Raw genomic sequence first — 22,824 nt, 5'->3', positions numbered from 1 at the left:
GCGAACGGAAACGGCGGAATGGAAGGGTTGACCCTCACGGTGTCGGATGAGGAACGTGTCGCGGGACGGCTGCGGCCCGAGCAGCATTCCCGCGCGGCGCTGCTGCTGCACACTGCCGGCTGCCTCGTGCTGCGGAACCTTCTGCCGCCCGAAGTCGTGGCGCGGACCGGCACGGCCTTCCAGCGAATCTTCGCCGACTGCGTGCGAAGCAAGCAGGGCGACAGCTGGTACCAGGTCTCGGCGCAGGAGCGGGCGGTCTTCTGGGAGCGGGCGGCGCGCTGGCGGATCTTCCCCAAGCTTCGCCCGCCCTTCGACAGCGAGATGTTGCTCGCCAACCCGCTGATCACGCCCCTGCTCGAAGAGCTGATCGGCAAGGATTTCTTCTGCAAGTTCGTATCGAGCGACAGCTGCATTCGCGGATCGATGCTGCAGGCGCCGCACCGCGAGCTTTCGGCGGCCGGCGTGGCCGAGCCTTGCGCCTATATTCTCAATGTCCCCTTGACGCCCTGCGGCCTCGACAACGGGCCGCTGGAGGTCTGGCCGACGGGCACGCATCTCTGGCAGCCGGCCATGCTCGCGCGCTACGGACTTTCCGACGACATGCAGGACGGTGCCAATCCGGTGATGGAAGCGTTCGCGCGGCATTTCCCCTCCACCCGGATTGTCCTGGAGCCCGGCAGCGTGCTGATCCGCGATCCGGGCATGCTGCATCGGGGAACGCCGAACCAGACCGACGAGCCGCGGACAATGCTCACGATCTGCTATCTTCGGCGCGGCCATAGCCACGACTATGGCGATGCGCGGTTCAATCTGGACGAAAGCCTGCGCGACGCGCTGCCGTCCGCCGTGCGGCGCCTCTTTGCCGGAGCCGACCTGCGGCCGGCGGCCGCGGCCGAAGCCGTCTCGCGCCGCCGCCGACGCTGGCCCTGGCGTCCCGGTCTTCCTCATCAGGCGCGAACCGACAGCAAATAGCGAAGGGCGCCCTTGAGGCAGCCGCAGGCATAGTGGATCCGGATTTCCCAGGTCGGGCGCTCGTTCTCGTAGGCGAGCCAGCCGCGCGGCCAGCGCACCAGCACCCGGCCCAGCTCCGCGAGTGACCATCTTGCGGCGGAAAAGCGGTCCCGGAGGGTCGGGGCGGGCGTCCGCGACAGCGTCAGGAGAAAGGCCTCCGCTTCGCCGAAGCCGCGATGCAGCCGCTGCAGATAGTGCGGCGTCGTCCGCCGCTCGGGGATGAAATGCCCGAGCCGAAGATGGGGCAGGTACCAGCATTCCCACCCCGCATTGCGGATGCGGAAATAGATCTCCGCGTCCTCCCCCGCGCCGAGCTCTTCGCCGCAGCGGCCGACCAGGACCCGGGATTCGAGCCAGCCTGACTCCAGCAGTGCCGCGCGCCGGACGACCAGGCCTGCGCCGACCAGGCAGGTTCGACCCGAGGGGGCGAGGCATAGGGCGAGATCGCCGAGATCCTGGCGGCCCAGGCTCTCGCCATAGAGTTCGGCAACGACAGGGGGCGGCTTTTCCCAGAGGATGAGATTTCGCCCGCCGAAGGCTCCGGCGCGCGGATGGCTCCTGCCGAACGCCAGCGCCTGCGCGATCCAGTCGGGGGCGATCCGGCAATCGTCATCCACGCAGCCCATCAGATGGCCGCGGCCCTCGCGAAAGGAGCGCATGCGGGCAAAGGCGATGCCCTGCCGCCCCTCCTGGACATAGCGCAAGGCGGGAATGCGCGGGTCGGAAGCAAAGCGCCGGACGACATCGGCGGTATGGTCGCTGCAATTGTTGTCGACGACGACGACTTCCCATCGCAGACCCGTGGGGACGCTCTGCGCCGCGATATGCTCGAGCGCGGCGGAGAGGAGTTCGGCGCGGTTGTAGGTGCAGATCAGGACACTGAAATCCATATCGGCGGGTCGATCGTCGATTTCCCGATAGGGCGGCATTGCGGTCCCTCCCGTGGCTCACGCTAATGGCGATGCTCCCGCCCGGCAAGGGCAGCACGGTCGGCCGGCGGCCGCCAGAATCCGGACACAGGGCTGCGGACGCTGGATTTACCGGTTGCGACCTGCCCGCTATCATCGATCCGGTACCAGTGACGACGGGAATACAGTCCGATGACTTGCGCCGATCGAAGCGACCCCTTGGTTATGGCGGCCCGGCCCGGAACGGGTCAGGCCAGGCGGCCTGCGGTTATGGGCATACCTCGCGATCGCTCCTTCGAGCGGATGTGATATCTCTCCATGCGGGTCTCGATCGTTATCGCTTGTCTGAACGGAGGCGCGGTGCTCGCTCGCTGCCTTGACAGCATCGCGGGCCAGACCTTCACGGACATCGAAGTGATCGTGGCCGATGGGGCGTCCAGCGACGGTTCGACCGAAATCCTGCACCGCTACAGCGAAGCCTTCGGCGCGGCTCTCGTCTGGTTCTCCGAGCCGGATCGCGGCATTGCGGATGCATGGAACAAGGCGGTTGTCCGGGCGACAGGGGACTGGCTTCTCTTCATCGGATCGGATGATGCGCTTGCATCCCCGACCGTCATTGCCGACGCGGTGTCACGTCTCGCCCTCGCGGATCAAGACTGCCGGATTGCCTATGGCCGGGTTCTGCTGGTCGACGACGCGGGGCGGGTGCAGGAAATCCTGGGACGGTCCTGGTCGGCGCGGGATTTCCGAAGCTGTCGTTTCAACCTTCCGCACCAGGGCGTCTTTCATCGCCGCGTCTTGTTCGAGGGGGGTGCCAGGTTCGATACGAGCTATTCGATTGTCAGCGACTTCGATTTCCTGCTGCGGGAACTCATGTTTGCGGAGCCGATGGACATCGGCGATCTCGTCGTCTGCCGGATGCGGGTGGGCGGAATCTCGAACCGGCCGCAATGGGCGCCACGAGGCATTGCGGAGCAGATTCGGCTCTATCGGAGTCATGTCGGCGGGATGTCGCCGATACTCTATTGGGACATGGCGAAAGCCTGGATCAAGGTCGCGCTGTGGCTGCTCGGCGGCGACGCGCTGGTATCATCGGCCCGCGGCATCTATCGCGGTCGCTCCCTTCGTGCGATCCGGCCGCCCGTGCGCAAAGAATCCTGACAACACCGGAATGCGCATCGGACCCGCGCAGCGATGCGCCCGGGTTCGGCTGGCGGACGAAGGCGGCCGAGGTCCCCGCCCAGGCGGCATTGTCGAGCCGCGGCGGGAAGGCCACCTCGGGGGCGAGGCACACCGCGGCCCAGGCTCCCCTCGATCATGTCAGCCCGCCGGATTGTCGCTGGCGAATGCCTTGGGAAGGACCCTCGCCCTCTTGTGCCGACGTCGCGCTTCCGTGATGCTGGGCGAAGGCTGTTCGATCGATCGGTCCCCTTTTGACGTGGCCCAAGGCGTTCTCTCATGCCTTATCGTCGCCGGAGAACGCGGCGCAATGCTTCCAATCACGGGGCAGGTCGTCGGAAGAACCCGTAGCGCGGTGCTGCGCCGAAGCTGGGAGTGTGCAGGAAGGTCATGGCGCGCGGGCGAGGGGTCCTTCTCTCCTTTCGAGAGAATCTACGCGACTGGCTCGTCCTTTTCGGCCAGTTCGCCCCGCCTTGCCTTGCCGTACTGGAGCGGCGAGGAGAGATGGCGGGCCATAGCGCTCGCGGCATTCCTCGTCCTTCTCACCGGCGGACAGGTCATCCTGGTCGTCGCGCTCAATTTCTGGTTCGAGCGGCTTTTCGATTCTCTGGAGCAGCGGAACTTCCATCGTTTCGTGATGCTGATCGGCGCGTTCTTCGCCATCCTGGCGGCCAATGTCGCAGTGGTCACGGTCCATCTGCGCATCAAGCGGCGCCTCCAGATCGCCTGGCGCGACTGGCTCACCCGCCGGCTGATCGGCGAATGGATGGCCGACGGGCGGCACTATCTGATCACGCATTTGCCGGGGGAGCATGACAACCCGGACGGCCGGATCGCCGAGGATATCCGCGTCAGCACCGAGCGGGCCGTCGAGCTGATGCACACGCTGTTCTACTGCCTGCTGCTTCTGATCAGCTTCACCTCGATCCTGTGGGAGCTGTCGGGGCAGACGCGGATTCCGCTGGGGAGCACGGAGCTGCTGCTGCCTGGCTATCTCGTCTGGCTGGCCATCGGCTTCTCCGCGACCGGCAGCACCATCGCGCTGTTGCTGGGACGCCCGCTGGTGCGTGCCGCCAACCTGCGGCAGTCGGCGGAGGCGGATTTCCGCTTCGGGCTCGCCGATGCCCGGGAGAAATCCCTGGCCATCGCGCTGGTGCGCAGCGAGGGCGATGTCCGCGAGCGGTTCGGCGCCTTCTTCCGTCGGGCGGTCGCAGCCTGGGACCGCCAGACCACGGCGCTCACCCACCTCTTCTTCTTCACGACGGGCTGGTCGATGCTGCCCCAGGTGTTTCCCATTCTCGTGGTGGCGCCACGGTTCATTGCCGGCACGGTGACGCTGGGCGCGTTGATGCAGACGGCCCAGGCCTTCCAGCAGATGACCGGCGCTCTTTCCTGGCCGATCGACAACATCGCCGTGGTCGCGGAGTGGCGGGCGTCCGTGGAGCGCGTTCAGGCGCTGCATCAGGCGATCCGGCGCTGGGCGACCGACATGGGTCGCCGCGGCCGCGCGACGATCGAGCTTGTGCCAGGCGAGGGGACCGACCTGCGCCTCGAGGCGGTATCGGTCAACAACCCGGAGAGCGAGCCGATCGTCGGCCCGTTCGACGCCGAAATCCGGCGCGGGGACCGCGTGTTTCTCTCGGGCGATCAGAATGCCATCCAGCATCTGCTGATGGCCGCCCTGGGGCTCTGGCCCTGGGGTTCCGGCCGCGTCCTGCTGCCGAAAAGCGCGCTGCTGCTCTACATGCCGGCGCAACCCTACTTTCCCATGGGAACGCTGCGGGAGGCGATCTGCCAGCCGGCGGGGCTGCGCGATTGCGAGCCGGGACAAGTTCGCGCGGCGCTCGAGCAGGTCGGCCTGCCTCATCTCGTCGCTCGATTGGACAAGACCGAGATCTGGGAACAGACGCTGCCGCCGCACGAACTGGCGCGGTTGGGATTCGCCCGGCTGTTGCTGCGCCGCCCCCACTGGATCCTGCTGGCCGACGCCATGGAAGCCTGCGACGCGGCTGGCGAAGCCGACATGATGCGGCTGCTGCGGGAGGAGTTTTCCGAGGCAACCGTGGTTGCCTACAGCCAGCGGCCGCTCGACGAGCGCTTCTTCGGGCGCCGCTTCAGCGTGAAGCGCTTGGATGGGATCGCCGTCGTCGAGGAAACGCAGGCCCCCTCGGCATAAAGGGGCCCGATTCAGCCACCGCGCGCCCGGCGCAGCAGACCGGCATACCAGCGCGCGGATGCCTTGGGCGTGCGCTTGCCGGTGGCGAAATCGACATGCACCAGCCCGAAGCGGACGCTGTAGCCCGAGCCCCACTCGAAATTGTCGAGCAGGGACCAGACGAAATAGCCGCCGACATCGGCGCCCGCCTCGATCGCCTCATGCATGGCGCCGATATGGGCTTGAAGATAGGCGATGCGGCTCTTGTCCTCGTAGCCGCCCTTCGCGTCCGGACGATCCTCGCCACCGGCGCCGTTCTCGGTCACATAGATCGGCAGGCGATAGCGCCGCGTGATCTCGATCAGCTCGTCGCGGAAGAGCTGCGGAAAGACCGGCCAGCCGATATCCGATTTCGGCGCCTCGTCCGGCGTCTTGCCCCAGGCGTAGCCCCAGATCGCCTTGGGTTCCGCCTTGGCGAAGATCGGCCCGTAATGGTTGAGGCCGAACCAGTCGATCGGGCGGCAGATACGCGCCATGTCGCCGGCCTCGACATAAGGTTCGATCGCATCGGCCAGGAGCGCCGGATAATGGCCCCGGATCTGCGGATCGGGAAAGGCCGTGTTCCAATGGGCATCCAGCAGTGCCGCGGCGGTCCGGTTCTCGGGCGTGTCCGTTTCGGGCAGGATCCGCTGCCGGTTATGGATCGCGCCGATCGAGGCTCCGGGCACCAGCGTGCGGATCGTCTCGACGCCGAGACCGTGAGCCAGGTTGGTGTGATGAATGGCCTTGAGGTGGGCCTGCCGGTCGGTGATGCCGGGCGCGCCCCAATCAATGGCATAGCCGAACAGGGTGAAGACCGAGAACTCATTGAAGGTCGCGAAGCGTTTGACGCGGTCGCCATAGCGGCGCGCGACGAGCGTCGCATAGTCCGCGAACCAGCCGGCGCACTCCCGGTTGGTCCAGCCGCCAAGATCGTCGAGCGCCTGCGGGAGGTCCCAATGATAAAGACAGAGCCAGGGTTCGACGCCGGCCGCCAGCAAGGCGTCGATCAGCCGATCGTAGAAATCGAGGCCGGCTGCGTTCGCCGCGCCGCGCCCGCGCGGCAAAAGGCGCGGCCAGGCGACCGAGAACCGATAGGCGCCGACGCCGATCTCCTTCATCAGCGCGATGTCTTCCTTGTAACGATGATAGTGATCGCAGGCGACATCGCCCGTGTCGCCATTGGCGACGCGGCCCTTCATCAGGCAGCGCGTGTCCCAGATACTGGGGCCGCGACCGTCTTCCTTGGCGGCGCCCTCGATCTGGTAGCTCGAGGTAGAGACGCCCCAGGTGAAATTTCGGGACCAATAGGCGTCGAGGGGATCGGTGGTCATGATCCTGCTTCCGGATTTGCGGCTGTCGGTCGCCGCCCGGGGCACGCTTCCGAGTTGCGCGGCTCGGCGACGGTTATGTGAGGGGTCGTCGGGACTCGATCCTAGCACGGGATGCGCGGGCGCTTCTATCGATCGCGTCGTCAATCCCTCCACGCGCGCGATCGCGCCCATGCGGCGACCGAAGGGGCGATAGTGCCTGCGAACCAGGGGCGCCGGCCTGGATACCATCCAACAGCGATCGATCCGCCAAGCCGGCTTCACGGTTCTTTTTGCCGACCGTTTGACCTGCATCAATGATCGACATCGCCACGCCGGTACTCTCGCAAAGCTGAGGCGTGACAGGCTGGCATGAGGTAAGCCGTGCTCCGACGAGCCGGTTCCGGGCGGTTTCCGTGCGACGTATCGTTATCATTGGAATTCTTGCAACGTTCCTGGCCCTCTCCGCCTATGCGGCGGATGAGAGGCGGCCTTGCATCGGCTTGCTCGATGAGCCGTCCAGGATAGATGGTGCCATCCCGCAGCCCGATCAACCGACGCCGCCGGAAGCCGGGCCGCCGCTCTTGACGGAGAACGAATGCGAGGCGGTGAAGCGCCACGAACTCCATATGCGCTTGATGGAAATTCCCCAGGAGAAAGAGGATCCCATGGGGCTCTCGCTGGGGAGCCGGGACGAAGGCGGCATTCTGTATTTCAGGATCCCCTTCAGCTTCTGATCCCGCGGGCCCCGGGCTTCCAGGGACGCCGAGGGCGCGCGCAGCCATCGGGTCTGGACGGACCGCAGAGGCAGGAGGTCTCGAATCACGGCACTCCGGCTGCGCCTTGCCACGCGAGAGAACCGGGACCTATGCTGAGACCAGATCGGGGAGCCATGCGCGGTTTGTAGGTCCTGAGGAAGCGCCATAGCGCTTCCGGAACCTACGGCTCTTCCGCGCACGCCAGCTGATCTGTCGTGATTTTCGCCGAGGAGGCGGCACGCCCATGGACGGTCGGACTGAGATCGAGACCTCGACCGCTCGAAACGTCGAGACCTGCGATGTGCTCATCATCGGCGCCGGCATCTCGGGGATCGGCGCTGCCTACCACCTGACGCAGCAATGTCCTTCGACGACGTTCGTCATTCTCGAGGCCCAGGAGAGTTTCGGCGGGACCTGGCGCACCCACCGCTTCCCCGGAATCCGGTCCGACAGCGACCTCTACACCTTCGGCTATCGCTTCAAGCCGTGGATCGGCCCGCCGATCGCGACGGCGGACAGGATCCTGGCCTATATGGGCGAGGTCATCGACGAGAACGGGCTGGGATCCCGCATCCGCTATCGACACGCGGTCTCGGCCGCCCGTTGGTCGAGCGAGAGCAACCGGTGGACGGTGACCTGTCGACGTGGCGACGCAGGCGAGACCGTCACGTTCACCGCGAAGTTCCTGTGGATGTGCCAGGGCTACTACAATCACGCGGAAGGCCACATGCCGAAATGGAGCGGCATGGAGCGATTCCAGGGCCCGATCGTCCATCCGCAGAACTGGCCCGAGGATCTCGACTACCGGAGGAAGAATGTCGTCGTCATCGGCTCGGGCGCGACCGCCGCAACGATCATCCCCGCCATGGCACCCGACTGCCGCCATATCACCATGCTGCAGCGTTCGCCGACCTATTTTCATGCTAGCAGCAACGCGATTCCGCTGGCCGACGAGCTGCGGCGGCTGAAGATCAAGGAGGAATGGATCCACGAGATCGTCCGGCAGAAGATCCTTCACGACGATGCCGAGTTCGAGCGCCGGACCTTCGCCGAACCGGAGGTCGTCAAGGCTGAGCTCCTGAGCGTCATCCGCGCCCATCTGGGCGAGGACTATGACGTCGATACCCATTTCACGCCCCGCTACCGCCCCTGGCGGCAGCGGCTGGCTGTCATTCCGGAAGGCGATCTGTTGAAGGCGATCCGCGCCGGCCAGGCTTCGGTGGTGACCGACGAGATCGACAGCTTCACCGAGACCGGCATCGTCCTCAAGTCCGGCCGCGTGCTTGCCGCCGATATCGTCGTGGCGGCCACGGGTTTAAATATCTGCGTCTTCGGCGATATCGAGTTCGCGGTCGATGGCAGGCCGCTGGATTTTTCGGAGACAGTCGGCTTCCACGGCATGATGTTCACCGGCGTGCCCAACATGGCGTGGGTGTTCGGCTATATCCGGTCGAGCTGGACCTTGCGCGTCGACCTGATCGCCGACTTCGTCTGCCGCCTGCTCGGCTACATGGATGAGAAGGGGTTCGAGAAGGTCGTTCCGACGCTCCGGCCGGAGGACAGGGATATGCGCATCAGGCCCTGGATCGAGCCGGAGAACTTCAATCCCAACTACATCCTGCGCAGCCTCCAGCTGCCTATGCCGAGATGCGGCGACAAGCCGGAATGGCAGCACAGCCACGACTACTGGATCGACAAGGACCGCTTGCCCGCGATCGAGGTGAGCCACAGCGCCTTGGTTTACTCTTGAGATGTGAAGCCTGTGGTTGAAGAGTCGGGAGACGTTCGACAGGCATTTCCGAACGCTCCCTTGCGAAGGCTGTGCTTCGGTAGCAATCTCAGCGTCATGGGCCAACTGTCCGGCGAATGTCGGATGAGGAAGGCGCCCGCGATGAGTGTCTCGCAGTCCAGGTAGATCACGGCAGTTCGGAACGGCACAGGCGGCTCACGGGCACCAGCGGAAGACACAGCCCGTTCATAGTGCAACCTGTGTGGCCTGATCGGGCGGTTCGGACGGCATTGGCCCGTGATTGCGGTCAGGGCTTCACTGACTTGGCCGCGCAATATCTCAGGCAGAATCTCGGAAACGGGGTCGCCTCGCTGTCGGTTGGCATCTTCCGGTTGGGCTCGAAGCAATGGATAATCCGCCCCTTCGGCATCGAGTGGCTTTTGCTCAGAGCGAATTGGCGAACCCCCTGCGCCAGGTTCTCCGGATCTTCGCCGCCCTGGTCCTGCTCCTGGGAGCGCATGTTACGTTGCTCGCGGATGACCTCGCTGATGCCTGGTCCGCGCTTCAACGAGGCGACAGCAAGACGGCATCTCAATTGTTGAAACCGCTTGCCGAAGCGGGGAATGCCGCGGCCCAGGAAGCCCTGGGCTTTCTATATGCCGTCGGCCATGCCGTGCCGCAGGACGATGCCGAGGCCGCCAAGTGGTATCGAAAAGCCGCCGAGCAGGGCTATGCCCCCGCTGAATACAATCTCGGCGTCATGCTCTATTTGGGCCGAGGCGTCTCGCAAGATTACGCGGAGGCCGCAAACTGGTTTCGCAGCGCCGCCAGCCAAGGCGACGCGGACGCTCAGTTCTATTTCGGCGCCATGAACGACTTGGGCCGAGGTGTCTCGCAGAACAATGCGGAGGCCGCGAAGTGGTATTGGCTTGCGGCCCAACAGGGCGTTGTCGAAGCCCAACTCAACCTTGGCATCCTCTACGACCGAGGCCACGGCGTTCCTCGAGACTATACCGAGGCCGCAAGGTGGTATCGCAAGGCCGCCGAGCGGGGCAATGCCCTCGCCCAGTTCAATCTCGGCATCCTCTACGACCAGGGTCACGGCGTTCATCAAGACTATGCCGAGGCCGCAAAGTGGTTCCGCAAGGCCGCGAATCAGGGCATTTCCATCGCTCAGTTCTACCTCGGCATCATCTACGACCAAGGCCATGGCGTTCCTCGAAACTACGCCGAGGCGGAAAGGTGGTATCGCAAGGCCGCCGAGCAGGGCAATGCGGGTGCTCAGTTCAACCTCGGCTTCATCTATGACCAGGGCCACGGCGTTCAAAAGGACTACGCCGAGGCCGCAAAATGGTTTCGGCAAGCCGCCGAGCAGGGCGTAGTCCTCGCCCAATATGGCCTCGGTGTCCTGTACGGAAACGGCCAGGGCGTCCAACAGGACTATTCGGAGGCGGTGAACTGGTTTCGCAAAGCGGCCGAACAGGGGAATGCCGCAGCTCAAAACAGCCTTGGCACGATGTATGAGAAGGGCCAAGGTGTAACACAAGACTATGTGCAGGCGCATATGTGGTTCAATCTTGCCACGGCTCTTGGCGATCAATACGCGTCCGAGAACCGCGATCGGCTTGCCGCACTGATGACGCCTGCCGACATATCGAAGGCGCAGCAACTCGCTCGCGATTGGCTGGCGAAACATCAGCAATGACGGAGTTGTCACGTCAGGGACGAGGCTCTCTATGGCATGTCGAATGGCCGAAGCTGGGATCGGCCCCATGACACTCGTAGGTGCGGGCTGTCGTCAAACCGCGCCGTGCCGGACTCAGGTTGCAAGCGGCTAGCACGAGCCGACATGCCGGAGACGCAGCGACTTGCTTCGACTCAAAACCCTCATGCGGGGCTCCCGCAGGATCACCCTCAACTTCTTGCCTCAGCCCGGATGGCTATGGGCCGAATGTCTTCCTACTTCGGCTCGCTCAGGCGGGCAGCCGCGAGTGCCAGGACGCGCGCAATCCCGAGCGCTTCCTCTTCGCCGTCGGGCCCCGCGAACTGGCGGGCGCCTTCGTCGGTATGAAACGCCCACCCGCCCGGCCGGCCGATACCGATGAGGGCGGCCGGGACCCGCTGCGAGATGTTGCCGAAGTCGGTGGCGAAGGGCAGGGGTGGCGGGTCCTTCACGAAATCGCGCCCGGCCGCCGCGAAGGCCTGGGCGACCGCCGCCGTCACGCGGTCGTCGGGCCGGACGCCGCAGACGACGCGCCCCTCGGACCATCGCGCGCCCGTCAGGGCGTGGCGCAAGGGCTGCGCGGCCTTGGCCAAACCGGCTTCATCGTCGGCGAAGATCAGGAAGGTCGCGGTCAGCACCAGCCCGGCGCCCTCCTCGATGTCGCCATGAAAATGCACGTCCTCGGCGATGACGCGATCCGGCTCGACCTGGTCGAGGACCGCGGTCAGGCGGCGCAAGGCGGCCATCGGCTCCGTCACGACCCCTTTGCGCAGGGAGCGCAAGCCCGAAACGGTGGCCTGATCCCGGCGCATCCACAGCGAGGACTTCGAGACCGTGTTGATGAACTCCGGATGTGCATAGAGCGCCGCATCGATCCCGTCCCAGAGACCGGCCGCGGCCGAGAGCGCCTTGCCGCCGCCACGCGCCACCGTGCCGGGTGCATGGATCTCGTCGGCGGGGCAGCCGAACAGCACGATCTTGCCGGCGAGACGGTCGCGCAGGCCGGCGAGAGCCAGGGCCGCGGCGGTCGTCCCGCCGGAGATCGGTCCATGTCCGCAGGAATGAACGGCCTCGATGCTGCCGTTCGCCCGGACGGCGGGCACGGCGTCATAGAGCACGACGATGCCGACCGACCGGCCCGGCCGCGCGCCGGTCAGGGTGGCGCGAAACGCCGTGGCCATGCCGCCGACGCCGCGCTCGACCTGGAAACCGCCGCGCGCGAGCCGCTCCGCGATATGCGCCGACGACACATGCTCCTCGTGGCCGAGTTCGGGATGGGCATGCACGAAGCGCAAGACTTCGCCCGCGGCACCGGTCTGCGCGTTCACCGCCGAGATGATGTCGCTGTCTGCGATCATGGCCCCGCCTGCCCCGTTGCGTTGTTGGCCCTGCGCCGGCGGTCCTGCCGCCGTCGCAACCTTGTCTTCGCCTGCACTTCAATTCGCCGGGCTGCTACTCAAGCATAGCGTTGAGGTTCATGCCAAGCCGAGGCGCGCAGAAGGCCGCAGCATTGGGAGCGGCGGGGGGGAAATGAGGGCTCCTTTTGTCCGGGCGCCGGATCAGGCCGCAGCGCCGTCCGTCACTCGGCCGCGGCAACCTTATCGTGGGACGGCCCCGGCGCCATGCTCTGGAAGACGCCGTCCCGCCGGACCAGCGCATGGAAGAGCGCGGCGGCGAGGTGCAGCAGCACCAGCGCGAAGAAGGCGAACGCCAGGTAGTGGTGCGCGTTCCAGAGGATCGTCCGCACGGCGTCGCTCTGGGGCAGGATGGCGGGAAGGTGGATGCCGCCATAGAGCACGATCGGATAGGCGCTGGCCGACATCATCGCCCAGCCGATCAGCGGCATGGCGATCATGAGGGCATAGAGCGCGTAATGGGACAGATGTGCCGCGAGCTTCATCGGCTCCGGCAGATCCGCCGGCAGTCGCGGCGCGCCGTAGCGGAGGCGCACGACCAGCCGGATCAGCGCGAGGACGAGGATCGCCATGCCGAGCGTCTTGTGCGTCGCCAGGAGGGGAATGTATTTCGGCATGACCGTCGACACCATGCCGACCCCGATGAAGAACATCGCCAGGATGCAGGCCGCCATGAGCCAGTGCAGCGAACGCTGAAGAACGGTGAATCGCACGCCGCCGCTGCTCATGGCTGGGTCCCCGCCGCGGTTTGCTGGTGATAGGGATAATATTGAACCTCGGCCGTGCGCAGGGCGTAGGACCGCGCGTAAGCGGACGATCGCGCGGCCGGGAAGGGATCGTCCGACACCGTGATGCCGTTCGGCAGGAAGGTCGGGTCGAAATTGATGTCGCGGCACGGGCCATCGCGTTCGGCCTGGATCTGCTGCACGACGAGCGTGCCCACCTCGACGGTCTTGCGCCCTTCCGGCCATGCCTTGCTGGGATCGGACGTCGGATCGCCCGGATCGGCGACGGTCACCACCAGGGTCCAGCGCTGCGGTTCCTTGGCGACCCGGTCCGTGATCTCCTGGTCGAGATGGTCGGGGCCGAGCTTGGTGAGATCCTCCGGCGTGATCGGCACGATGGGTGCCTGCGGGCGGAGCGACCAGCGCACCGCATGCTCGGCACCGGAGCCATCGACGAAGAGGAAGGCGTTGAGGCCGTTATAGGGCTCTTCCGCGTAGCTCGCCGTCCAAGGCGCGTTCTTGGCCCACTCACCGAACGCGGCGAACTCGGGATTCGCGGCGATGAAACTCTTCATCGCATCCGGATCCTTGCTGTGCGACGCCTCCAGCAACCCGTAGAACGCCTTCGGGGTCGAGACCGGAAAGAACGGCGCATCGATCATGGCCGTGCGCCACACCTGGCCGTCGGGAGTCGATATCTGGAGCCCCATGCCCCGCACCCGGACCGTGGCGTCCGGGGCGTTGGGATCGGGCGTGCCGAGATTGAACCGGCCGATGGCCGGATACTGGCCGGCGGCGAATACCTGGGCGCGCGAGAGCGCCGCGCCGTTCCCGTTCGCCTCGAACTGGCCAGTGAAGCAGATGCCCTTGGCATGGTTCCGCCGGTGGCCGAGGGCCGGGCCGGTCGGCGGCGCGAACGCCTCGACGATCTTGGTCGGGGTGAGGCGACCGGGCGAGAGCCACCCCGCCGTATAGGCGAACGCGCCGGCCACGACGGCGACGATGACGGCAATGAGCGCCAGCGATGCGAAGGGGGGACGCGGCGGCGATGGGGACGGGCCCGACATTCAGCACCCTCTATGGGACGATCCGAGCGGCCAGCTTCTCTGGCCCGGTCACGGGATTATAGGATGTTCCTGCCCTGATCATCTGGGGCTGCCCAAGTCTTTGGAAAAGGCCGGGGGATAGCACCCGGCCCCGGCGCAGCTCTCCGGCGGTCGACGAGGAGGGCGATATGTTCAAGCCCGCCCCGAAGGGCGCCTGCAGAATGCCGGCGGGCTGCCCCCGGGCCTGATCGGGTCGGGAGGGTATCGAGACTCTCTCCCACCGCCGGTTCCGACGGCGCCCCGATGCTGCGAAAGGCGGATGACCATGACCGGCCGTAAGGTTGCCTTCTATTACGCCTGGAGCCGGCCGGGCGAGATCGACGCGCCGCTTTCCGTCATCGAGAACCGCTTTCCGGCGTTGTTCGAAAGCCGCCGGATCCTGTACCCGCATTTCGAGGAACTGTCCGATCCGGCGAGCTTCGATCAGGGCATCGCGGGCTTTCTCGATCGGATATTGAAGAAGAACTTCGTGGACTTTGTCGCGCAGGCGGGCGCCCAGACGGGCCACCCGGTCCTCGAAGTCGAGCGCGACGGCGGCGACGGCCGTCACCGGCCCCTCGACGGCGGTCTCCTCGAGACGATCGACACGCTCATCGTCATCAGCTTCGATTCGCTCCGCACCCGGCAGCAGGCGAGTGCCGCCGAAGTCGATGCCATCCGCTCGTTCCTCGCGATCCCGGGCAACCTTGTTTTCGTCTGCCCCCATCACGACGTCGGCGAGGCCGCGGGGCTTTCGGACGCCGATCGGAAGAAACTTCAGCTCGCGCAGTTTCTTCATCACGGGGATCGGGCGATCCCGCCGCAACAGGGCTTCGGCGGCTTCGCGCGCTCGCTCCTGGCCGGACTGGGCGTTCCAGTGGAAAACCGCTTCGGGCTGCATCCCGCCGCCGAGCCCGACGGATCGCCGGCGCCCCTCGAGATCGATGTCGCGCTCGACCGCTTGCGGCTTCTGGCGGGGGTGACCAGTTTCAATCTCCACCCTCATCTGCCGCATCTCGAGCGTCGCGGCGACGCCGTCGCCAAGATGGAGGTGCTGGCGCGCCAGTTCATCGACCCCACGGCGGCGCCCCATCCCTTCACCCAGGATGGCCGATCGACCTTCGATGCCTTGCTGCAGTCCAAGCGCGGGGTCTTCGCCGGCGATCTGCTGGTCGGCGATGCGACGCTCTGGAGCTCGCTCGCCGGCGGCGCGGACAGCCTGCGTCGTCTCTGGACGAATGTGGTGCGGCGAGAGTTGCGCGCCTGACGACCGCAGCCGCGAGTTCCGACGGGAATGGACGGCAGGGAGGGGAGGAATTTGCTGGGGGCACTAGGAATCCCAGCAAGACTCTCGGAGGCCTTGGTGATTCAAAGGCATAGCGGAATCGGGAGATCTAGGCTGGCACAGCCTCCCGGTACAATGCAAACCGGCAACGGCATCTGGGGCATGCTATATCGAATGGCGGCGGGCGCCCCGGTTTCGATATCCATCCTAGATGGGTTCGTGTGAGCCCCTTTTCGCCAGGTATCGGATCGGCCGGCCTCCGGCAGCCCTGCTGGCCCCCGGAACGCCCCGGCACGCGGTGCCTCGCCGTTGGCAAGCGAGGGCCCGGTCAACGGCCTTGAGCTTGGCCGCTAACAAATGTCCTACGGCACCCCTAGTGGAAGTCTCGCGTCAACCCTAGCGGAAGTTTTACGGGGTTCGATGTGAAGAGTTGGCGGTGCACTCGTTGTCGCCAATTGGCTCTTTCGCTCGCTCGATGATCGTTCCGGCGCCGTCGTCTGCTTTTAGGCTCGCGCCCGCCCATATAGTTAAATTGAGAGTCTGTCATTGACGTTCTATCGCCGGTAGCACTCTAATCGGTGCGGCGCAAGCAGCTGCCTTTTGGGGAAGAGGCAGGATTTCTCGCTTGCGTGATTTTGTCAGGGGGGTGACGCCGATGGGGCTCTTGGGATGGTTACTGCTGATCATCGGCGTGATGGTCGCCGCCAAGATTTTCGTTTGGTTTGGGAAGCGCTATGGCCGCAATTCAACCGTCAGGTCGCTGACCTCGATGTCTGATTTCACCGCCTCTCACTTTCAAACGAGCGACGACGGTCTTTATGGGATTGCCATCGATGAGAGCCGACAGAAGATCTGCCTCTACCAAGCTTCGGCCACGCATTCCGCGACGCGGATTCTGAATTATCGCGATATCTTGGAAGTGGAGGTCGCCGAGGACGGAGCGATGGTCAGCAGGAGCTCGAGCGGGAGCATGGCGGCGCGCGCCATCGTCGGCGGGGTGGTCTTTGGCGGCGTTGGCGCTGTCGTGGGCGCCCTCAGCGCTAAGAGGAAGCAGGAACCTAAAGTGCGCCGGATAGATCTCAAGATCGTGGTGAACGATACCGCTAGGCCCAACTTCAGCCTCAACCTGCTCAATATCGAATGTGATCGCGGAGGCCCGGCGCATCGGGTGGCCATGATGTCGGCCGACGAATGGATGGGGCGCCTCAAGGTGGCGATTCGCATTGCAGATGACGCCGCGAGTCTGGCTCAGAATGCGGCCGCGGGGGTCGTTTCCTTGGCCGGTGTCGCCGAGGAGATTTCTCGCCTCGCTCAATTACGCGATCAGGGCTTGCTCACGGATGGAGAATTCCAGCAGCAGAAGTCCAGGCTTCTTAGCTTCGGCAATGAAGCGGCCGAGATCGGTGCCTGAGGGGTTCCTTGGCGCTTCTTCGGTGAGGTTCTATCCAGGATAGAGGGCTCGGGTGCCAATGACGGTAAGAGCTCGGATGGTCCGGCTGGGCAACGGGTTCGTCAGGATTCTGCAGATCCTGTTCATCGGCTATGCGTTCTATTCCTCCGATGCGCTGTCCGACGCGGGCTCCCTGATGGCGCCGCGCAGCTGGCACCTTCCGGTCGTGATTGTACTCTTGGCATTATTGGTCTGGTTGGCGACCCTGTTCCACGAGCTTGGGCATGCCACGGCCGCACGTCTGATCGGCCGGCGCCTTCACCTCATCATGGTCTGGCCGTTCTGGTATTTCCCGAAAGCGGAGCGGTTGGTTTTCTCCTTTCGTCAAGGGCCGAGGGTCGACGGCATGGTCATCGCCACGCCCGATCTCTGGGGCGATTGGCGGCGTGGCGAAGCGACATATCTTCTGGGCGGCATCTACGCCAATCTGCTGACGGGCCTCATCGCTCGAGCGGCCGTCGCCACGAATATCTTCGGCCCACTCGCCGAAGCGATCCTAATGTCGTTCTTCGTTGTTTCGATGGTCTTCGCGGTCGTCAATCTGATGCCGGTCTGGTTCGCCGATCGCCGACGCTCGGATGGCGCGAGACTGGTCGATAAGTGGCGGGTGCGCCAGGAGCGGCAAACAGAACATACGGGGTGGCTTTCGGCCATGCAGGCGGACGGCATATCGCCGGAGGATTGGAATGCGGATCTGGTCGGGAAGGTCGAGGCTGATGTTGCCGCCGGAAGGGCGGACAACCAGGCTTATGGCCTGCTCTATCAGCGCTACATGGAGTTTTCGGATTTCGCCCGCGCCCGCGCCCTGATCAATCGCCGGGCGTCGCTTCCGGGAGATGCGCCCGACTGGCTGCGGGTCGCGCAAAGTTTCTTCATCGCCTATCTGGACAAGAACGGAACCGAGGCGGAGCGGCTTCTGAATGGAGTCCGGAGTAAGAGCCGAGCCAGCTATTTCTACTGGCGGGCTTGGGCTGCGACGCGCGTTGCGCGTGGCGATCGCCGCGGTGCGCTTGCTGCTGTTCGCCGAGCCCGAAGTTTTGGCAATCGGAACCTAGTGGGAATGTATCGCGGCGAAGCGACGATCCTTGACGAGATCGAACGAACCGCGCAGGCGCTGGCGGCAGATCCGCCGAAGCGCTGGATCCGGATTCGTTGGCCTGGTCGCCCCGAGCGTCTGTGATGTCAGGGAGGCGTGCCCTTCGTCGCCAATCTGGCAGAAAGATTTTCGTGCAATCAGTTGCAGATCGGTGCCTGCAAAACTGGCTGCAAAACTGCCCGAAACACCGCGCGGAGAACATGCCGGCGACGTCGCTGTAAGTGACTGTGATGTTTGAGCGAAAGCAGTTGGCTGGGGGACTAGGAATTTCACCACGCCACCGGCAACCCACTGAAACCAAGGCCGAATCTGACCCGGCAGGAGCATTGTGGGAGCGTTGTGGGAGCATCGTCAAGGCGGTTGTGGGAGCGGCTATAGGCGTCAATTGGGCGCAGATCGATGAGACCAGAGGGTCTTTCCAGCAGCCGCGAGCAACACTACCCCAAGCACGATCTTGAGGGCTGCAACGGGCGCGATGGCAGCCGCCAATCCCCCGATGAGCCCCCCGATAATTGAGCCGAGGCTCATGGCCGCGATGATGCGTCTCGGCCCGCCGCCCTTCGGGATTGCGCCCATGCGCCCATAGCGCCAGATGCCCACGGCGACGATGACGAGCGATATAAAGAGGCTCGCGGTGCCGGCCGTTTTGATATCGGCCCCGAAGATGAACATCAGGCTGGGGATGAGCAACTCGCCCCCGGCAACACCGAGCAAGCTGGAAACGAAACCGATCCCGACCCCAAGCCCGATTCCCAGCGAGAAACGCGGCAGCGCATCTGGTGATAGGGCAAGCGGCTCGAATGGAAAAGCGACCTCGACCAGCATCAACACACCGATGCCCGCTAGCAACACTCCGATGGCGGCCACTAACCGCTCGTCCTTGAGCCGCTGGACCAGCCGCGTTCCCCAAAAGGCACTCGCGACCCCGCCGCACAACAGCCCGGCCATTTCCGGCAAATGCTGTTGCAAGGTGCCGGCCGGAGTGACGTGGGATCGGAACAGCAGCGCGGCTGCCAGCGTCGTCAAGCTGACGATGAGATTGAGTGGCACCGATGCTTTGGCCGGAAATCCGATGACGTGCATCAACACCGGCAACCGGAACTCGCCCCCGCCAAGGCCGATGAGACCTGCGAGCGCGCCAATGGGGGCCGCGTATCCGAAAGCCTTCTGAGCGTATGGGCAGCCAATGACGGTCCGCATGTATTCCTCGCCACCGATATTGTTCAGGGACTATATCGTCCGCTCAATTGCAGTTCGAGTCCGCTGCTAGACAGCCTCGCCCCCTAAGCCATGATCGTTGTCCCTCTCCCGCAAAGAGGGCAAGGGCTGCCCCAGGTTTCCCTAGAGCGGCCCCCGCCACGGCCTCACGATGGTTAGGGCCAGTCGGAATTGCACTCCGGCTGGCCCATTCCATTTGAGCGTTTGGCAAACCAGTTTGCTTTAGGGGTCTGTTGCCGACGCAGATAGAGACCCCGACAAAGCAAATGCGCCACCATATCCACGGTTGTCGATGAAGGTGGTCGGAGACTCGCTGACGCCGCGATGGAAGTAGTACGCCGGTTGCATTCCAAAAGGCAGCGCTCCCTGGCTGCCAAGGTCCACCGGGTGCCCACTCGCGCTGATGAATTTGCGTCGATTGGCAGTGACGGTCAGGTCAAGCGCGTTCTTGATGTCCAAGAAGAACTCGGCCATGTCGCCCTGGACTTGAAATGCCGGGGATGCGCTTGTAGCGGATGACAGGCGCACAAGACCGTTAGAGGTCCAGTCGATTATCTGAGAGCCCGAGACGGTAGATGTGCCGGCTGCTGCATCCTGGATATAGAGTTGAAACACGCCGGTTGCTCCCGACACATCGCAAGAGGCGAGGATATGCTTCCATCCGGAGCCCGCCACAAACGATGCGGTCGAGGTCACATCTGCAACGGTGGTCGTGCCGTGCCTCGCGCTGATGTTGTACTTGTTTCCGGTAGTGCGCTCGAACGTGAGCCGCTGGCCGCCGCTACCTTCGATGCGGAACGGAACCTGACGAAGTCCGTCGCCGCCCGTCAGATTGATCCATGCGGACAGAGTAAATTTCGCCGAGTCAGCGACACCGTCGATACCGGTTCTGCTCAGCGCCGCTGCACCGTCAAAATGCGAACCGGCCGCCGAGAATACCCATGGGCGGGCGAACATGAACGGGTTTACGAGGATGCCCATTACGTCTGCCCACCGCTCTGCTCTGGCACTGAGCACGGTCGCCGGCTTGTGTGGTTCCATATGTCACGCGGGATATCGGTCATTCTTGCTCCTACTGCTTTCGGCGTTTCTGGATTTGTCGGAATAGGTGCCGAGCCGAAACGCCCCACCTTCTACCTTGCCCAAAATTGTTCTACTAACGTCGCTCCGCAGAGCATCGCTTTCGAGTCCTGAGTTTGGTCGAAGAGTGGGGCGCAAGGCGGGTCAGATGTCGAAGCCCCGCACAGGGACCCGCAGTTGCCAAATCGGCTCGTGGCTAGCAAAGCGCAGGTACACAGCCGATATTCCCATGTAGGTCGCCTCGATGCGTTCGGTGACGGCTCCCCACTCGGGTGGCGGGACGAACGTCATACGGTACGCATCGCCTAGAGGCTGGTTCTTGGCTCGGTCATGGGCTGCGCTGGCTTCACGCTGGAATGAGGCGAAGTCCTGCGCGGCTTGAGACGCGAACCGCGCAAGGTCTCCGTCACTCATCAATGCCGCCCTCTGTTGCGCTGGTCCTTCGCGAAGCGAGGCTGGCGGCGTTCCAACGCAAGGCGGTTCTCCTCATTGGTGGCTTTGACGGCACTGGCACCGAAGATGAAGCCCTGCCGGCGCCTATAGACCCAGGCATCCTTCGACATAGTGACGGATGCCGAACCCTGAGAATGTTTGCACCACTCTGCGAGTAGAGCCTGTTCGCGATGACCGGTGGGCGAGAGAACGCCAGGACGTGCGGCAATCATCGGCGACCGCGCCGTGAGACGGTGACGAACCCCGACTTGACCGCAGAGGCCCAGTCGAAGTCCCCGTAGGGTGTCTTGAGGATCACGCGGCCGTTGTGCTCCACAGCGGTCACTCCCTCTGGCATCTCAGCGTTGAGGATCATGTGGGGCGCGTGGGTGGGCAGGGCTGCGATGTATTCCTGCGTTAGCGAGCGGAAGCCAGCGCCCTTGTCGTCAGACGCGATTGCCCACATAGCCTTTTTCAGGTCGTTGGGCTTGTTGGCCCGCGCCCACTCCGCAACGTCCTGAAGGTCTACAGGGGCCACCTGGGAGACCGCCTTAGCGGCTTGCTCGCTGAACTTGCCGACCAGCGACTCGACCATGCCAGCTGCCTTGTCAGGCTCGATGTGCATTGAGCTTGCAATGTGCTCCAGTGTGGCAGCGGTGATGCCGTTCCCGTCGATGAGTTGGCGCATCGCTGCCATACGGTCACCCTCGCGCGTTCCGTTGATGATCGTTTGCGCCAGCGCCTCACCGTCAGCGTCGAGAGTCTCACCAGCCTCCGCGTTCGGTGCCGCCGGCTGCTGCTGCTGTTGCTGCTTGTCGAACTGGTCGAACGCATTCTTCGGCGGTTCGACAATGCGGCCATCCGGGGTCTTGATCAGGTCCCCGGTGCGGAGAAGCGTCTTGACTTGAAACTGCCCAGCGCCGGGCACGGTGACGATGCTGTTTTCGTCAATCTCACTGCGGGACAGCGGGCGACCGGAAGTTGTCCGGGCGTTGTCGAGCCAATGCGAACCCTGAGCGGGCGCATCGGTGGACTTCGTGACGTTGGCGACCGTCTCATGGCGCATCTGGCCGTCCCGCACCGTCGTGCGCTGAACGTCGCCTACCCACTTACCCGAGGCACCGCCGGACTGTGATTGCTCCGACTGCTCTGGCTGTCTTGCGCCGACTTGGTATCGGTAGACACCTCCTGCGAGGGGGACGATTTGGCCGCTGTCGTCGCTGCTGTTGCTGTTCTGGATTTCCAGGTCGTTACTCATTCGTTGGTTTTCCTTCATTGATGCCGGTCCCTTGGCTTTCGCCAAGGCTGGTCCCTTGCCCACTGGCAAGGCTGGGCGTGCCGGCGAGGATCATGGTTAGAGCGGTTGGAACGGGGTTGGAGGCTTCGATCTTCGCCGCCAGCTTGCGCGCGACCGAAAGGGCCACGACGCCAACGTGTCTGTTGAGCGCCTCGCTCAGAAGGTCGCGGACTCCCGACGTGATGCGGTCTTTACTCAGGTATTCATGGCACCCGCGGTGCATCGTCGTGACACGCTCCGGGCGAACGAGACGCAGGACGCGGATGGCGAGTTGATGAGCGAAGTGCCGGTCGCTTCTAAAGACCTGAGGCGACCACTCCCGATAGGCATAGATGCCGATGACGATGGCCAGAATCTCGACCGGTGAGGTTTCCTGCCGTCGCAGTTTGACGAGCCACCTCAACAGACGGTCATGGACGGTTGACTTGCGTGTGATCTCGGCCGGTGCTGACCCACTCGCATAGACCAGCGCCTCCAGCCAACTGAGAGCCTTGGCAATTCGAGGGTGGTCTTGGTGTCTTTCGAGGTAGCGACGCGCGCCATTGACGAACGGCTCGAACTCTCGGCGCCGAATGGTGCGGCCTAGAGGGTGACCGGTCTCCTGGGCTCGCCTATCGTGGGCTTCACACCACTTCCCGAAATGCTGCCTCGGGAGATGGCATCCCGAGACTTCGCACGTTCGCGCCTTCGCTGCACATTCCGCCAACCGCTGGCGGATGGGCGTCGTCATCTTTCGAGCTTGGCGACCTTGCAGCGTGTCGCGCCGGGATGTTCAGCCTCGACCGCTGCAATCGCCGCGACGAACCGGTCGAGTAGGTGGGGGCGATGTTTCAAGCCCCTCAGCTTCATCAACACCTTTCCGGCCCTGTCGAGTTGGCGGGCGGCTGCTTCGCCCTCGGGAGACACGGGCTTGTTGTCGGTCATGGTCA

The 22,824-nt window shown here is 64.4% G+C and carries 20 protein-coding genes; 9 read left to right on the top strand and 11 right to left on the bottom strand.

Annotated elements, in window-relative coordinates:
• Positions 1–18: 18 nt before the first annotated feature.
• Positions 19–972, top strand: coding sequence for a phytanoyl-CoA dioxygenase family protein (locus FRZ44_RS16765; protein ID WP_151178263.1), 954 nt, complete (start codon positions 19–21; stop codon positions 970–972).
• Here FRZ44_RS16765 and FRZ44_RS16760 read toward each other — a convergent pair.
• Positions 948–1,940 carry a glycosyltransferase gene (locus tag FRZ44_RS16760; protein ID WP_151178262.1) on the bottom strand — a complete coding sequence of 331 codons (993 nt, stop codon included), beginning with the start codon at positions 1,938–1,940 and terminating at the stop codon, positions 948–950. The genes FRZ44_RS16765 and FRZ44_RS16760 overlap by 25 nt on opposite strands.
• A gap of 297 nt (positions 1,941–2,237) precedes the next feature.
• On the opposite strand from FRZ44_RS16760, the gene FRZ44_RS16755 reads away from it, so the two are divergent.
• Together FRZ44_RS16755 and FRZ44_RS16750 are read left to right on the top strand one after the other, a co-directional pair.
• Positions 2,238–3,080, top strand: coding sequence for a glycosyltransferase family 2 protein (locus FRZ44_RS16755; protein ID WP_151180333.1), 843 nt, complete (start codon positions 2,238–2,240; stop codon positions 3,078–3,080).
• Between the two features lie 496 nt (positions 3,081–3,576).
• Positions 3,577–5,274 (top strand): ABC transporter ATP-binding protein/permease, encoded by a 1,698-nt coding sequence (locus FRZ44_RS16750; RefSeq protein WP_263641894.1) that lies wholly within the window; start codon positions 3,577–3,579, stop codon positions 5,272–5,274.
• 11 nt (positions 5,275–5,285) lie between these two features.
• Here FRZ44_RS16750 and FRZ44_RS16745 read toward each other — a convergent pair whose 3' ends face one another.
• Entirely contained in the window at positions 5,286–6,626 is a 1,341-nt protein-coding gene (locus tag FRZ44_RS16745) for a GH1 family beta-glucosidase (RefSeq protein WP_151178260.1), read from the bottom strand.
• Between the two features lie 392 nt (positions 6,627–7,018).
• Here FRZ44_RS16745 and FRZ44_RS16740 point away from each other — a divergent pair, with 392 nt between their 5' ends.
• The 3 genes from FRZ44_RS16740 to FRZ44_RS16730 all read left to right on the top strand — a co-directional run bounded on the left by FRZ44_RS16740 (position 7,019) and on the right by FRZ44_RS16730 (position 10,794).
• Positions 7,019–7,339: a hypothetical protein gene (locus tag FRZ44_RS16740; protein ID WP_151178259.1), complete on the top strand. Its 321-nt coding sequence runs from the start codon at positions 7,019–7,021 to the stop codon at positions 7,337–7,339.
• Between the two features lie 265 nt (positions 7,340–7,604).
• Positions 7,605–9,110: a flavin-containing monooxygenase gene (locus FRZ44_RS16735; protein WP_151178258.1), complete on the top strand. Its 1,506-nt coding sequence runs from the start codon at positions 7,605–7,607 to the stop codon at positions 9,108–9,110.
• A gap of 385 nt (positions 9,111–9,495) precedes the next feature.
• Positions 9,496–10,794 (top strand): SEL1-like repeat protein, encoded by a 1,299-nt coding sequence (locus tag FRZ44_RS16730; protein WP_151178257.1) that lies wholly within the window; start codon positions 9,496–9,498, stop codon positions 10,792–10,794.
• 254 nt (positions 10,795–11,048) lie between these two features.
• Here FRZ44_RS16730 and FRZ44_RS16725 read toward each other — a convergent pair whose 3' ends face one another.
• From FRZ44_RS16725 to FRZ44_RS16715, 3 genes are all read right to left on the bottom strand, one after another.
• A complete protein-coding gene (locus FRZ44_RS16725; protein WP_151178256.1) occupies positions 11,049–12,170 on the bottom strand; it encodes a M20/M25/M40 family metallo-hydrolase in 1,122 nt (373 codons plus the stop codon).
• Positions 12,171–12,391: 221 nt separating this feature from the next.
• Positions 12,392–12,955, bottom strand: coding sequence for a cytochrome b (locus FRZ44_RS16720; RefSeq protein ID WP_151178255.1), 564 nt, complete (start codon positions 12,953–12,955; stop codon positions 12,392–12,394).
• Positions 12,952–14,019 (bottom strand): catalase family peroxidase, encoded by a 1,068-nt coding sequence (locus FRZ44_RS16715; protein WP_151178254.1) that lies wholly within the window; start codon positions 14,017–14,019, stop codon positions 12,952–12,954. The genes FRZ44_RS16720 and FRZ44_RS16715 overlap by 4 nt, the downstream gene beginning before the upstream one ends.
• A gap of 304 nt (positions 14,020–14,323) precedes the next feature.
• On the opposite strand from FRZ44_RS16715, the gene FRZ44_RS16710 reads away from it, so the two are divergent.
• The 3 genes from FRZ44_RS16710 (at position 14,324) to FRZ44_RS16700 (ending at position 17,952) form a co-directional block, all read left to right on the top strand.
• Positions 14,324–15,304, top strand: a complete 981-nt coding sequence (locus FRZ44_RS16710; RefSeq protein ID WP_151178253.1) for a hypothetical protein — start codon at positions 14,324–14,326, stop codon at positions 15,302–15,304.
• Between the two features lie 643 nt (positions 15,305–15,947).
• Positions 15,948–16,733 carry an SHOCT domain-containing protein gene (locus FRZ44_RS16705; protein WP_151178252.1) on the top strand — a complete coding sequence of 262 codons (786 nt, stop codon included), beginning with the start codon at positions 15,948–15,950 and terminating at the stop codon, positions 16,731–16,733.
• 76 nt (positions 16,734–16,809) lie between these two features.
• A complete protein-coding gene (locus FRZ44_RS16700; protein ID WP_191908138.1) occupies positions 16,810–17,952 on the top strand; it encodes a M50 family metallopeptidase in 1,143 nt (380 codons plus the stop codon).
• 297 nt (positions 17,953–18,249) lie between these two features.
• On the opposite strand, the gene FRZ44_RS16695 is transcribed toward FRZ44_RS16700, so the two are convergent.
• The 6 genes from FRZ44_RS16695 to FRZ44_RS16670 all read right to left on the bottom strand — a co-directional run bounded on the left by FRZ44_RS16695 (position 18,250) and on the right by FRZ44_RS16670 (position 22,819).
• Positions 18,250–19,068, bottom strand: coding sequence for a sulfite exporter TauE/SafE family protein (locus FRZ44_RS16695; RefSeq protein ID WP_151178250.1), 819 nt, complete (start codon positions 19,066–19,068; stop codon positions 18,250–18,252).
• Between the two features lie 240 nt (positions 19,069–19,308).
• On the bottom strand, positions 19,309–20,067 hold the full coding sequence (locus FRZ44_RS16690; protein WP_191908137.1) for a LamG-like jellyroll fold domain-containing protein: 759 nt from the start codon (positions 20,065–20,067) through the stop codon (positions 19,309–19,311).
• A gap of 243 nt (positions 20,068–20,310) precedes the next feature.
• A complete protein-coding gene (locus FRZ44_RS16685; RefSeq protein WP_151178248.1) occupies positions 20,311–20,580 on the bottom strand; it encodes a hypothetical protein in 270 nt (89 codons plus the stop codon).
• Between the two features lie 247 nt (positions 20,581–20,827).
• Positions 20,828–21,856, bottom strand: a complete 1,029-nt coding sequence (locus tag FRZ44_RS16680) for a hypothetical protein (RefSeq protein ID WP_151178247.1) — start codon at positions 21,854–21,856, stop codon at positions 20,828–20,830.
• Positions 21,849–22,625 (bottom strand): hypothetical protein, encoded by a 777-nt coding sequence (locus tag FRZ44_RS16675; protein WP_151178246.1) that lies wholly within the window; start codon positions 22,623–22,625, stop codon positions 21,849–21,851. Before FRZ44_RS16675 ends, FRZ44_RS16680 begins: the two co-directional genes overlap by 8 nt.
• Positions 22,622–22,819 (bottom strand): hypothetical protein, encoded by a 198-nt coding sequence (locus FRZ44_RS16670; protein ID WP_151177148.1) that lies wholly within the window; start codon positions 22,817–22,819, stop codon positions 22,622–22,624. The genes FRZ44_RS16675 and FRZ44_RS16670 overlap by 4 nt, the downstream gene beginning before the upstream one ends.
• Positions 22,820–22,824: the final 5 nt, after the last annotated feature.

The organism is Hypericibacter terrae (assembly GCF_008728855.1).
GTDB lineage: Bacteria > Pseudomonadota > Alphaproteobacteria > Dongiales > Dongiaceae > Hypericibacter > Hypericibacter terrae.
This window is presented reverse-complemented; position numbering and strand designations above follow the sequence as displayed.